Origin of the sequence: Streptomyces sp. NPDC088732 (assembly GCF_044751205.1) — a bacterium.
Classification (GTDB): Bacteria; Actinomycetota; Actinomycetes; order Streptomycetales; family Streptomycetaceae; genus Actinacidiphila.
The window spans coordinates 1-11,564 of sequence record NZ_JBIVLI010000033.1; the positions used below are offsets into that span (position 1 = coordinate 1).

The 11,564-nt window shown below is 72.3% G+C and carries 11 protein-coding genes; 2 read left to right on the forward strand and 9 right to left on the reverse strand.

Translation table 11 applies throughout. The features are described 5' to 3' along the window. Positions 1-423 precede the first annotated feature (423 nt). On the reverse strand, positions 424-1,431 hold the full coding sequence (locus ACIP9H_RS37805; RefSeq protein ID WP_401963497.1) for a stage II sporulation protein M: 1,008 nt from the start codon (positions 1,429-1,431) through the stop codon (positions 424-426). A 95-nt stretch (positions 1,432-1,526) separates the two neighbouring features. Here ACIP9H_RS37805 and ACIP9H_RS37810 point away from each other — a divergent pair, with 95 nt between their 5' ends. Further along, on the forward strand, positions 1,527-2,540 hold the full coding sequence (locus tag ACIP9H_RS37810) for an RDD family protein (RefSeq protein WP_401963499.1): 1,014 nt from the start codon (positions 1,527-1,529) through the stop codon (positions 2,538-2,540). A 4-nt stretch (positions 2,541-2,544) separates the two neighbouring features. On the opposite strand, the gene ACIP9H_RS37815 is transcribed toward ACIP9H_RS37810, so the two are convergent. The 8 genes from ACIP9H_RS37815 to ACIP9H_RS37850 form a co-directional block, all read right to left on the reverse strand. Then, positions 2,545-3,168, reverse strand: a complete 624-nt coding sequence (locus ACIP9H_RS37815; protein ID WP_401963501.1) for a hypothetical protein — start codon at positions 3,166-3,168, stop codon at positions 2,545-2,547. Positions 3,169-3,288: 120 nt separating this feature from the next. Beyond that, positions 3,289-4,740, reverse strand: a complete 1,452-nt coding sequence (ahcY, locus tag ACIP9H_RS37820; RefSeq protein WP_401587965.1) for an adenosylhomocysteinase — start codon at positions 4,738-4,740, stop codon at positions 3,289-3,291. Positions 4,741-4,978: 238 nt separating this feature from the next. After that, positions 4,979-5,932, reverse strand: coding sequence for a cation diffusion facilitator family transporter (locus ACIP9H_RS37825; protein WP_401587962.1), 954 nt, complete (start codon positions 5,930-5,932; stop codon positions 4,979-4,981). A 96-nt stretch (positions 5,933-6,028) separates the two neighbouring features. Next, the gene (gene manA / locus ACIP9H_RS37830) at positions 6,029-7,243 is read right to left on the reverse strand and encodes a mannose-6-phosphate isomerase, class I (protein WP_401587959.1); all 1,215 of its coding nucleotides are present in this window, start codon (positions 7,241-7,243) and stop codon (positions 6,029-6,031) included. A 4-nt stretch (positions 7,244-7,247) separates the two neighbouring features. Next, positions 7,248-8,399 (reverse strand): SIS domain-containing protein, encoded by a 1,152-nt coding sequence (locus tag ACIP9H_RS37835; RefSeq protein WP_401587956.1) that lies wholly within the window; start codon positions 8,397-8,399, stop codon positions 7,248-7,250. 49 nt (positions 8,400-8,448) lie between these two features. Beyond that, positions 8,449-8,628 (reverse strand): Trm112 family protein, encoded by a 180-nt coding sequence (locus tag ACIP9H_RS37840; RefSeq protein WP_360911005.1) that lies wholly within the window; start codon positions 8,626-8,628, stop codon positions 8,449-8,451. A gap of 251 nt (positions 8,629-8,879) precedes the next feature. Next, on the reverse strand, positions 8,880-10,238 hold the full coding sequence (locus ACIP9H_RS37845; RefSeq protein ID WP_401587952.1) for a phosphomannomutase/phosphoglucomutase: 1,359 nt from the start codon (positions 10,236-10,238) through the stop codon (positions 8,880-8,882). Between the two features lie 134 nt (positions 10,239-10,372). Beyond that, complete coding sequence (locus ACIP9H_RS37850; protein ID WP_360911001.1) at positions 10,373-10,747, reverse strand: DUF3499 domain-containing protein; 375 nt, start codon at positions 10,745-10,747, stop codon at positions 10,373-10,375. Positions 10,748-11,097: 350 nt separating this feature from the next. Here ACIP9H_RS37850 and ACIP9H_RS37855 point away from each other — a divergent pair, with 350 nt between their 5' ends. After that, the gene (locus ACIP9H_RS37855) at positions 11,098-11,556 is read left to right on the forward strand and encodes a metallopeptidase family protein (RefSeq protein ID WP_401587948.1); all 459 of its coding nucleotides are present in this window, start codon (positions 11,098-11,100) and stop codon (positions 11,554-11,556) included. The last annotated feature ends 8 nt before the right edge of the window (positions 11,557-11,564 follow it).

Below are 11,564 nucleotides of genomic sequence, written 5' to 3' on the forward strand. Positions count from 1 at the left end.
CCCAGACCATTCGGTCCGGAGACGGGGTATCAACATATCTGGCGTTGACTTTTGGCACGCTGTTGAGTTCTCAAGGAACGGAAGCTTCCTTCGAGGCCGTTTCACCGGCCCCTCCGGGCTTTCCCTTCGTTGTCACCAGCTTATCAGACTCTTTCGGGCCCGATTCCCGCCGGCAGGGGGATTTGCTTTTCGAATAAACGACGCGACAAAACGCTCGGGATTTTCATCCTGGGAGATTTCGCTGCGATCGATGATTCTTCGAAGCGGTCTAGACTCTAGCCGCTGGCCTCGAACTTGTCTAGTTCGTGGCAACTTCTCGAATCTACCTCCCCACTCCACCCGTGTCAACAGGTTTCTTGGGGCGAAGAGGAGACTAGCAGGTCAGCGACCCCGGATGCACATCCACACGGTGCGCCATCCGGGTCATGCTGCGGTGGGGAGGACATCGCTGCGGTCCGGGCGCTCGAGGTCGCCGGTCTCGCCCGCGTGGGCGGCGCGCCGTCCCGGCACGAAGACATAGACGAGGAAGCCCAGCTCGGCGGCGACGCCGATGGCGATGCGGGCCCAGGTGGGCAGGCCGGAGGGGGTCACGAAGGCTTCGATCACGCCGGAGACGAGGAGGACGACGGCCAGCCCTATGGCCATGCCGATGGCGGCGCGTCCCTCCTCGGCAAGAGCGGTCCTGCGGGGGCGTGGACCGGGGTCGATGACGGTCCAGCCGAGGCGCAGCCCCGTGCCGGCGGCGACGAACACGGCGGTGAGTTCGAGGAGACCGTGCGGGAGGAGCAGACCGAGGAAGGTGTCGAGGCGGCCTGCCGAGCCCATGAGACCGAGGCCGATGCCCAGGTTGAGCACGTTCTGGAAGAGGACGTACAGCACGGGGAGCCCGAGGAACACGCCGAGGACGAGGCAGTAGCCGGCGGCCATGGCGTTGTTCGTCCAGACCTGGGCCGTGAAGGAGGTGGCCGGGTGGCTGGAGTAGTAGGACTCGTACTCGCCGCCGGGGCGGGTGAGCGTCCGCAGTTCGTCGGGGGCTGCGATGGCGGCCTGGACGTGCGGGTGCGTGGCGACCCACCAGCCGATGAGCACGGCGAGGGCCGTGGAGACCAGGGCGGTGGGGACCCACCAGTGGCGTGATCGGTAGACGCCCGCGGGGAAGGCCGCCGTGAAGAAGTGGGCCACGTCGCGCCAGCCGGGGGTGCGGGCGCCGGTGACGGCGCTGCGGGCGCGGGCGACCAGGGTGGTGAGGCGCCCGACCAGCGCAGGATCGGGGGCGCTGGACTGGAGGAGGGAGAGGTGGGTGGCGGCGCGTTGGTACAGGGTGACGAGTTCGTCGGCCTCTTCGCCGGTGAGGCGCCGGCCGCGGTGCAGGAGGGCGTCGAGCCGGTCCCACTCGTGGCGGTGCGCGGCTGCGAAGACGTCGAGGTCCATGGTCGCTGCTCCTGGCTGGCCGGGAGGTCCCAGCTTGGCAGACGGGGCAGACTGGTCGCGCCGGGTTCCGGGGTGGGATCGAGGAGGGTGCCCGTATGAGCGGTGCGTTCGGAACGAATGGTGCGGCGGGTGGCGGGACGTCCTGGGAGGCGAGCGGCGCCGGGCGGCTGGTGACCGGTGAGGCGGTGGAGTTGGGGCTGCAGCCCGCGCGGCTGCCGAGCCGGGCGCTGGCGGCGGCCCTGGACGCCGTCGTCTACTTCGGCGGGTACGTGATCGTCTCGCTGGGACTGCTCGCGGCGACGGCGTCGCTCGACGATGCCGCGCTGGCCGCGGTGTACGTGGCGTCGCTGGTGCTCGTGCTGATCGGGGTGCCGATCGCCGTGGAGACGCTGTCGCGGGGACGTTCGCTGGGGAAGCTGGCGTGCGGGCTCCGCGTGGTCCGGGACGACGGCGGGCCGATCCGGTTCCGGCACGCGCTGGTGCGGGGGGCGGTGGGGGTGATCGAGATCCAGGCGTTTCTCGGCGTGATCGCCTGTATCGCCTCGCTGGTCTCGGCGCGGGGGCGCCGGGTCGGGGACCTGTTCGCGGGGACGCTGGTGGTACGGGAACGGATCCCGGTGCCGCGGGCCCCGCAGGCGGTCCCGTCCGCACCGCCGTGGCTGGCGGACCAGGTGGCCGGGGTGGATCTGTCCGCGGTGCCCGAGGGGCTGTGGCTGGCGGTACGGCAGTACTTGGCGCGTGTCCACCAGTTGGATCCGCAGGTGGGGTGGTCGATGGCGGAGCGGCTGGCGGCGGACGTGTCGGCGCGCACGGGGACGCCGGTGCCGCAGGGGACTCCCGCGGTGGCGTACCTGGCGGCGGTGGCGGCCGAGCGGCAGGTACGGGAGGCGCGGCGGGTCTTCGGTCCGGCGGGGGTTGCGCCCGCGCAGGCACCGGCGGGGGGCTGGGGCGTGCCCGCGGAGCCCGGGGCCGGCGCGTCGGGTTTCCCGGTTCCGCCCGTGCTTCCCTCCGGTCCTCCTGCTCCCTCTGCTCCCGCGGCCCTCGCTGACGTTACCGTGCCGCCTGCGCCGTCTTCCGGGCCGTCGACCGGGTTCGCGCCGCCGGCCTGAACGGTCAGTCCGCCGGGGGGAATTGCGACGGGGCTGATTCGAGGTCCTCGAGTTCGATGCCGGGGGCGGCGAGCACGACGTCCCCGGCGATGTGCACGGTGTGCTGTTCCCCGGTGTCGAGGGCGCTGACCTGGTATTCGTCCACGGTCAGGGGGCCGCTGTCAGTGGGGTGTGCTTCGCTCTTCACCAAGGCCCACGACTGGTCGAGGGTACGGGGAGCGAGCACGGGGGGCTGGAATGCGACGAGGCGGACGCGGGTGGCCGGGGCGCCGGGACGCAGGCGCAGGATGCGCGCTGTCGCGATGTAGAAGGCAGGCGATACGCCGCTGAAGGTGTGTGCCCGGACGTTTCCCTCCTGGGCGTGTTCGCCGGAGGGGTCGGTGCGTACCCAGGTGACGCCGTCGAGGGCGGCGCCGCGGACCTGCCAGCTCGCTGCGGTGAGTTCCAGGCGGATGGGGCGGCCGAGTTCGTCGACGGTGAGGTCGATGGAGCCCGCGTGGCTGCCGTCGGCGTGCGTGGTCTGCGCGGTGTAGCGCCAGCCGGAGGGGCCGGTGGCGCAGTGGAAGTGTTCTTCGCCGAGGGGGGTGTGGTCGTGCGTGTCGTGGAACGAGTAGCGGCCGCGGGGCATGGTTCGACCTTACGGGGGCGGTGCCGGTGGTACGGGGCAGGCCCCCGCCGGGGGCGGGGGCCTGCGGGCCGGCTGAGGTGGTGCCGGGGCGCCGCGGTGTTCGCGGCGGCGGCAGTGGCCTCAGTAGCGGTAGTGGTCGGGCTTGTACGGGCCCTCGACCGGGACGCCGATGTACGAGGCCTGCTCGGGGCGCAGGGTGGTGAGCTTGACGCCGAGGGCGTCGAGGTGGAGCCGGGCGACCTTCTCGTCGAGCTGCTTGGGCAGGACGTAGACGCCGATCGGGTACTCCTCGGGCTTGGTGAACAGCTCGATCTGGGCCAGGGTCTGGTCCGAGAAGGAGTTGGACATCACGAACGAGGGGTGGCCGGTGGCGTTGCCCAGGTTCAGCAGGCGGCCCTCGGACAGCACGATGAGGACGCGGCCGTCGGGGAACGTCCAGGTGTGGACCTGGGGCTTGACCTCGTCCTTGACGATGCCGGGGATCTTGGCGAGGCCGGCCATGTCGATCTCGTTGTCGAAGTGGCCGATGTTGCCGACGATCGCCTGGTGCTTCATGCGCTGCATGTGCTCGGCGAGGATGATGTCGCGGTTGCCGGTGGTGGTGACGAAGATGTCGGCGGTCTCGACGACGTCCTCGAGCACGGTGACCTGGTAACCGTCCATCGCGGCCTGGAGGGCGTTGATGGGGTCGATCTCGGTGACGATGACGCGGGCGCCCTGGCCGCGCAGCGACTCGGCGCAGCCCTTGCCGACGTCGCCGTAGCCGCAGACCACGGCGACCTTGCCGCCGATGAGGACGTCGGTGGCACGGTTGATGCCGTCGATGAGCGAGTGGCGGCAGCCGTACTTGTTGTCGAACTTGGACTTGGTGACGGCGTCGTTGACGTTGATCGCCGGGAAGAGCAGGGTGCCGTCGCGCTGCATCTCGTACAGGCGGTGCACGCCGGTGGTGGTCTCCTCGGTGACGCCGCGGATCTCGGAGGAGAGCTGGGTCCACTTCTGGGGGTTCTCGCCGAGGGTCCGGTTGAGGAGCAGCAGGATCTGCTCGTACTCCTCGCTGTCGGCGGTGGACGGGTCGGGGGCCGAGCCGGCCTTCTCGAACTCGACGCCCTTGTGGACCAGGAGGGTGGCGTCGCCGCCATCGTCGAGGATCATGTTCGGGCCGCCGGTGGGGGCGTCGGCCCAGGTGAGGGCCTGCTCCGTGCACCACCAGTACTCGGAGAGGGTCTCGCCCTTCCAGGCGAAGACCGGGATGCCCTGGGGGTTGTCGACGGTGCCGTTGGGGCCGACCGCGATGGCCGCGGCGGCGTGGTCCTGCGTGGAGAAGATGTTGCAGGAGGCCCAGCGGACCTGCGCGCCGAGGGCGGCGAGGGTCTCGATGAGGACGGCGGTCTGCACGGTCATGTGCAGGGAGCCGGTGATGCGGGCGCCGGCGAGCGGCTGCGCGGCGGCGAACTCCTCGCGGATCGCCATCAGGCCGGGCATCTCGTGCTCGGCGAGGGTGATCTCCTTGCGGCCGAACTCGGCCAGCGAGAGGTCGGCGACCTTGAAGTCGTTGTTGACGGGGGACATGCAGTCTCCTCGTGGGGTGGTTCGAGAGCGGACATCGGCTTTTCCGCTGCGGGGCGTGGGAGGTATGCGGACATACGTCTCCCTCGACCGCAGCTCAGCCCGTCGGAGGCCCTCTCTCCCTCGGACGGTCCGGTGTGCGGACCGCCCGACCGCCATCAGCAGCGACGTCTGGCTACCCATGAATCTACACCGAGTGCCCGGCCGGAACCGGGCCGACGGTGGAGGTGGCGGGGAGGGATCAGGCCGTTTCGTGAGCGGCCGGCGCCTCGGGGGCCGCCTTCTGCTCGCGGTAGATATCGGGTTCGAGGTAGATCACGCGGGCGATGGGGACGGCCACGCGGATGCGGGCCTCGGCCGCGTCGATGGCGCGGGCGACCTCGGTGGCCGTGTCGTCGTGCTGGACGGCGATCTTGGCGGCGACGAGGAGTTCCTCGGGGCCGAGGTGGAGGGTGCGCATGTGGATCACGCGGGTGACGGTGTCGCCGTCGACGATGGCCTCGCGGATGCGGGCGACGGTCTCGGGGCCCGCGGACTCGCCGAGGAGGAGGGACTTGGTCTCGGACGCGAGGACGAGGGCGATGACGACGAGCAGGGCGCCGATGCACAGGGTGCCGACGCCGTCCCAGACACCGTTGCCGGTGAGCAGGGACACGCCGACGCCGATGAGCGCGAGCACGAGGCCGACGAGGGCGCCGAAGTCCTCCAGCAGGACGACGGGCAGTTCGGGGGCCTTGGCGGTGCGGATGAACTGGGCCCAGGTCTGCCGGCCGCGCAGGCCGTTGGACTCCTGGATGGCGGTGCGGAAGGAGAAGCCCTCGGCCACGATCGCGAAGACGAGGACGCCGATCGGCCAGTACCAGTGCTCGACCTCGTGGGGGTGCTGGACCTTCTCGTAGCCCTCGTACAGCGCGAAGACGCCACCGATGGTGAACAGGACGATGGAGACGAGGAATCCGTAGATGTACCGCTCGCGCCCGTAGCCGAAGGGGTGTTCCTCGGTGGCTGCCTTCTTGGCCTTCTTGCCGCCCAGCAGGAGGAGTGCCTGGTTGCCCGAGTCGGCGACCGAGTGGACGCCTTCGGCGAGCATGGAGGACGAGCCGCTGAAGGCGAACGCCACGAACTTGCTCACCGCGATGGCAAGGTTGGCGCCCAATGCGGCGACGATCGCCTTGGTTCCGCCTGACGCGCTCATAGGTGCTGGGTATCCCTTCCGTCGGCCGCCGGCCTTTGCCCGATCTTTACGGCACTACGGCGGGACATTCTTGCAGGCCGGGATCGCACGGGTTCCTCAGGCCACCACGGTGGCGCGGAAGACGGTTCCCTCGCCGAGGAGTTGGACCTGTTCACCGGCGGGCACGTAGGCCGACTGACCGGGGGCCAGGGCGAGTTCCCGCTGCGGCTCCCCGGCGGTGACGGCGTCGCGGACGGTGGCGGTGCCCTCGGTGCAGAGCAGGATCTGCGCGGTGCGGTCGTCGAGGGTGCGCGGGGCGCCGCCGGCGGCGAGGGCGTACCGGGAGAGCCGGAACTCCTCGATGGGGGTGGTGTAGAGCTCCTCGCCGTCCGCGGAGGCCTCGGGGCGCAGGACGCCGGGGTCGGCCGACTCGAAGCGGACGATGCGCAGGAGTTCGGGGACGTCGACGTGCTTGGGGGTGAGGCCGCAGCGCAGGACGTTGTCGGAGTTGGCCATGATCTCGACGCCGAGGCCGCTGAGGTAGGCGTGCGGGATGCCGGCGCCCAGGAAGAGGGCTTCGCCGGGCTGGAGGCGTATGTGGTTGAGCAGCATGGCGGCGATGACGCCGGGGTCGCCGGGGTAGGTGCGGGCGATGGCGGCGTACGCGGCGTAGGCGTCGGCGTACGGGCCGCCTTCGGTGGCGAGGCGGCCGGCTGCCTCGGCGGCGGCGTCGACGGTGCCGGCGACGGCGTGGCGCTCGGCACCGAGCACGGCGGTGAGGACTTCGCGCAGGGCGGCGTCCTCGGGGTGCGCGTGCAGGATGTCGACGTAGGGCTTGAGGGAGTCGACGCCGAGGCCGGTGAGGAGGGCCGCGGTCTCCTTGGGGTGCCGGAAGCCGCACAGGCCCTCGAAGGGCGTGAGGGCGACGATCATCTCCGGCTTGTGGTTGGCGTCCTTGTAGTTGCGGTGCGGGGCGTCCACGGGGATGCCCCGGACCTCCTCGTCGGCGTAGCCGGACGCGGCCTGCGCGAGGTCGGGGTGGACCTGGAGGGAGAGCGGGGAGCCGGCGGCCAGCACCTTGAGCAGGAACGGCAGCCGGGGGCCGAAGCGCTCCACGGCGGCGGAGCCGAGCTCGGCGAGCGGGTCGGCGTCGATGACCTGGTCGAGCGGGACCGGGCCGTCGCCGCGGTCGACGCGGGAGGGGGCGCCGGGGTGGGCGCCCATCCACAGCTCGGCCTGCGGCTCGCCCGTGGGGGTGGTGCCCAGAAGCTCCGGGATGGCGGTCGTGGAGCCCCACGCGTACGGGCGAATGGTGTTGGTCAGCCGATCCATGGGCTCATGATCTCCCGGCGGAAGTGACAGCGAGGTAAACGGAGGCGAAATCCGTGACGGCGAGGAGTTCGACGACGGATTCCAGTGGAGTGCCGTCGGCGCCGGCGGCGAGTTCGCTGAGCGGGGTGTCGTGGGTGGTGGTGAATTCCCGGGCGACGGCGGCGGAGCTGGTGGCCGGGGCCTGGGTGCCGTTGCCGGGCCGGTGCAGGAGGACGACGCGCAGGCGCAGGTCCTCGGGTTCCTCGACGCGGTCGCGGAAGAAGTCGTCGGGGTCCAGGGCTCCGGCGAGCGCGCCCGCGAGCAGCGCGCCGTGGGTGTCGACGGCTTCGGGGAGTTCGCCGTGCAGGGCGGGGCGTCCGGCGCGGGAGGCGATGGTCGCGGCGAAGCGGCGTGCGGCGACGGCGGCCAGGGGGCCCTCGCTCCACAGCACCGGGAGGGACTCGGCGAGTTCGGAGGCCAGCGCCTTGGCCGGGTTGCTGTAGGTCGCGATGGCGGGGCCGCAGCGGGCGGCGACCTCGTCGAGGCGGTCGGCGACCCGCTCGATGGCGTCGGCGGGCGCGGGCAGCAGCCCGATCCGGTCGCCGAGGGCGAGCAGCGGGGTGAGCAGGGCCCAGAAGGCGCCGAGGTCCTCGTCGGGGTCGGCGGCGTCGGGTGCGCCGGACTCGGGGGCAGCGGCGTACGGCAGGACCATGCCGCGTACTTGGGCGATGGCCTCGGCGATGGGCGACCCGGCGGGCACGACGGCGGCGGCGGTGCAGCCGCGGCGGTAGGCCTGTTCGATGAGGTCGGCGATGCCGGCCTCGGTGCCCGTGGGGGTGGCGATGAGCAGCAGGTCGAGGGGGCCGGCCCAGCCGGGCAGGGTCCAGCGCAGGTCGTACGGGGCGGGGCCGGTGGGGCGCAGCGGCAGGACCGGGGCGCTGCCGCTGCCGAGGGCCGCCAGCAGTTCGGCGACGGCGGCGGCAGTGGCCGCGCCGGGGCCCGCGACGAGGACGCTGCGGGGGCGGCCGTCCGGCTTCAGTTCCCCTATGCCCGCCTCCTGTGCCAGGCGGGCGGCGGTGCGCACGCGGGCACCCGCGGCGGCGACACCCAGGAGCCGGCCCCGGGTGTCGGCGCGGGCGAGGCCTTCGGGGTCGTCGAGCAGCGTCTCGTCCAGCATCGTTGCGTGGCCTCCCGGTCCCTTGTCCGTCGCTCGGTCGGTGCGGGCGTTACGCCGGGCGGCGGGCCTCGTCGACGAGCAGGACGGGGATGTCGTCGCGGACGGGGTAGGCCAGGCCGCAGTCGCCGGAGGTGCAGGCGAGTTCGCGGGCGTCGTCGTCCTCGCGGAGGGGGGCGTGGCAGGCGGGGCAGGCGAGGATTTCGAGGAGGCTGGATTCGACGAGCGGCATGGTGGCGCGACTTCCTTCGGGTCGGTGCCCGTGGTGTCCGGGCAGTGCGGGCCGTGCAGTCCGTAAGGGGGCGTACGGGGCGGCTTCCCGGCCACCGGGCCGGTCGGCCGTTTCAGCCTATCGCTGGGGCGTTGGCGGTGCGGGGAGCACGTCCCGCTCGGGGTGCGGGCGTTCCCGGCGCCCCGTGCGGGGGCGCCGGGAACGGCGGACGTGCGGACCGCGGGCCGTCCGGCACCGGGCGGTGGGCGCCGTCAGGCGCGGACGATCGCCAGGACCTCGTCGCGCACCTCGGCGACGAGGTCCGCGGTGCGGGCCTCGACGTTCAGGCGCAGCAGCGGCTCGGTGTTGGACGGGCGGAGGTTGAACCACCAGTCGCCGGAGGTGACGGTGAGGCCGTCGAGCTCGTCGGTGGTGACGCCCGGGCGGTCGGCGAAGGCCGCGCGGACGGCGGCGGTGCGGCCGGCCTGGTCGTCGACGGCGGTGTTGATCTCGCCGGAGGCGGCGTAGCGGTCGTACTCGGCGACGAGCGCGGACAGCGTGCCGTCCTGGCCGCCGAGGGCGGCGAGGACGTGGAGGGCGGCGAGCATGCCCGTGTCGGCGTTCCAGAAGTCGCGGAAGTAGTAGTGCGCGGAGTGCTCGCCGCCGAACACGGCGCCGGTGCGGGCCATTTCCTGCTTGATGAAGGAGTGGCCGACGCGGGTGCGGACGGGGGTGCCGCCGTGCTCCTTGACGACCTCGGGGACGGACCACGAGGTGATCAGGTTGTGGATGACGGTGGCGCCGGGGTGCTTGGCCAGTTCGCGCGCCGCGACGAGCGCGGTGATGGCCGACGGGGAGACGGGCTCGCCGCGCTCGTCCACCACGAAGCAGCGGTCGGCGTCGCCGTCGAAGGCGATGCCGAGGTCGGCGCCGGTCTCCCGGACCTTGGCCTGGAGGTCGACGATGTTCTTGGGGTCGAGCGGGTTCGCCTCGTGGTTGGGGAAGGTGCCGTCGAGCTCGAAGTACATCGGGACGAGGTCGAGGGGCAGCCCGTCGAAGACGGTCGGGACGGTGTGGCCGCCCATGCCGTTGCCGGCGTCGACGACGACTTTCAGGGGCCGGATCACCGTGAGGTCGACGAGGGTGCGCAGGTGGGCGGCGTAGTCGCCGAGCAGGTCCTGCTGGGTGACCGTGCCGGGGGTGGCGTCGCTCGCGGGCAGGCCGGTCTCGGACCACTGCTCGACGAGCTCGCGGATCTCGGCGAGGCCGGTCTCCTGGCCGACCGGCGCGGCGCCCGCGCGGCACATCTTGATGCCGTTGTACCGGGCCGGGTTGTGGCTGGCGGTGAACATCGCGCCGGGCAGGCCGAGTTTGCCGCTGGCGAAGTAGAGCTGGTCGGTCGAGCAGAGCCCGATCTCGGTCACCGACGCGCCGCGGGAGGCTGCGCCGCGGGCGAAGGCCCGGGACAGGCCGGGCGAGGACGGCCGCATGTCGTGGCCGGTCACGATCGCGTCCGCACCGGTCACGGTGACGAAGGCCGCGCCGAAGAGTTCGGCGAGCGGCTCGCCCCATTGGTCGGGGACGACGCCACGGACGTCGTACGCCTTCACGAGCTGCGAGAGATCGGTCACCGCTTGTGCTCCTCTGTCCGGTTGCCGGTCATGGCCTGCGGACCAACCTACCGGGCATACCTGAACATCCGGACGAGCGGTACCCGTCGCGGTGGATCGGGGTGCCAGGGGTCCGGGAGGGCGGCGGAGCGGGGTCAGGAGTCGGGCGAGCGCAGGACGCGCAGGTGGCCGCGCCGGGCGATCTCCATCGGGTCGCCGCCCCGGCCGCCGGCCGGCTTGCCGCCGTCGCGCTCCGGGGGGCGGGCGGCCTCGCGCACGGCGTTGGCGAGCGCCTCCAGGTCGTCACCGCTGGGGCGGGTGGGACCGGTGTCGGTGGCGAGGCGCACGACCTCCCAGCCGCGCGGGGCGGTGAGGCGCTCGGAGTGCTCGGAGCACAGGTCGTAGCAGTGGGGTTCGGCGTAGGTCGCGAGCGGGCCGAGTACGGCGGTGGAGTCCGCGTAGACGTACGTCAGCGTCGCGACGGCGGGACGGCCACACGCGGTGCGCGAACAGCGACGTACAGGGCTCACGACGTTGGACGGTACCGCACTCTTGAGCGGGCCGCGACGACTCCCCGGGACACCACTCCGTCGTGTCGTCCCGGTTCGCCGGGATGGCCCGACCTGCGACCCGCCCCCCTGACCTGCGAAGGGCCGGAAATGCACGGCCCAGCCGACGATGACTGCCGTCACCAAACATGCCAAATGGCGTCATTTGGCGGCAGCCGAACAGTCAGACGTGGGGAATTGTGGAAACGGCACCGGCACGCGACCGTACATTCCGCGACATCGCCCCGGATGTCGGGTCCTCGTAGCCCGTGGTGATGGCACCGGTCACGGGCCGGCATACCCGGGGCTTCCGGCGGCTACTCTCAGAGGTGATGGACACCCCTTCGCCCGCACCCCGCCAGCGCCGCCGCGACCGCCACGGACGCGGCATGCGCGGTCCCATCGCGCCACCGCAGGTGCCGCTGGCGCTCAGCCGCGCCGACGCCTTCGACGACCTCGTCCGGGACGCGGCCGACCGCCTGGAGCGCCGGTGGCCGCAGCTGTCGGAGGTGGAGTTCGCCGTGCAGGAGGTGCCGTGGCCGCCCGGCGGGTCCGACGACGAGGCCGCCGGGTCCTCGGGGTCCGCCGAGGACGGAGTCCCGCTCGGGCGGCTGCTCGGCGGGCGCAAGGGCAGCCCGCACCGCATCGTGGTCTACCGGAGGCCGGTGGAGATCCGGGCCAAGACCCGGGAGGAGCGGGCGCTGCTGGTGCACGACGTGGTCGTGGAGCAGGTGGCCGAACTGCTGGGGCTCTCCCCCGAGAACGTCGACCCCCGCTACGGCGAGGGATAGCGCGCGGG

Bases quoted from the DNA above. Each gene is read 5' to 3' on its own strand.
- ACIP9H_RS37835 (WP_401587956.1), bottom strand. From the start codon at position 8,399: ATGCTGGACGAGACGCTGCTCGACGACCCCGAAGGCCTCGCCCGCGCC.
- ACIP9H_RS37855 (WP_401587948.1), top strand. From the start codon at position 11,098: ATGGACACCCCTTCGCCCGCACCCCGCCAGCGCCGCCGCGACCGCCAC.
- ACIP9H_RS37805 (WP_401963497.1), bottom strand. From the start codon at position 1,431: ATGGACCTCGACGTCTTCGCAGCCGCGCACCGCCACGAGTGGGACCGG.
- ACIP9H_RS37810 (WP_401963499.1), top strand. From the start codon at position 1,527: ATGAGCGGTGCGTTCGGAACGAATGGTGCGGCGGGTGGCGGGACGTCC.
- ACIP9H_RS37840 (WP_360911005.1), bottom strand. From the start codon at position 8,628: ATGCCGCTCGTCGAATCCAGCCTCCTCGAAATCCTCGCCTGCCCCGCC.
- ACIP9H_RS37825 (WP_401587962.1), bottom strand. From the start codon at position 5,932: ATGAGCGCGTCAGGCGGAACCAAGGCGATCGTCGCCGCATTGGGCGCC.
- ACIP9H_RS37815 (WP_401963501.1), bottom strand. From the start codon at position 3,168: ATGCCCCGCGGCCGCTACTCGTTCCACGACACGCACGACCACACCCCC.
- ahcY (WP_401587965.1), bottom strand. From the start codon at position 4,740: ATGTCCCCCGTCAACAACGACTTCAAGGTCGCCGACCTCTCGCTGGCC.
- manA (WP_401587959.1), bottom strand. From the start codon at position 7,243: ATGGATCGGCTGACCAACACCATTCGCCCGTACGCGTGGGGCTCCACG.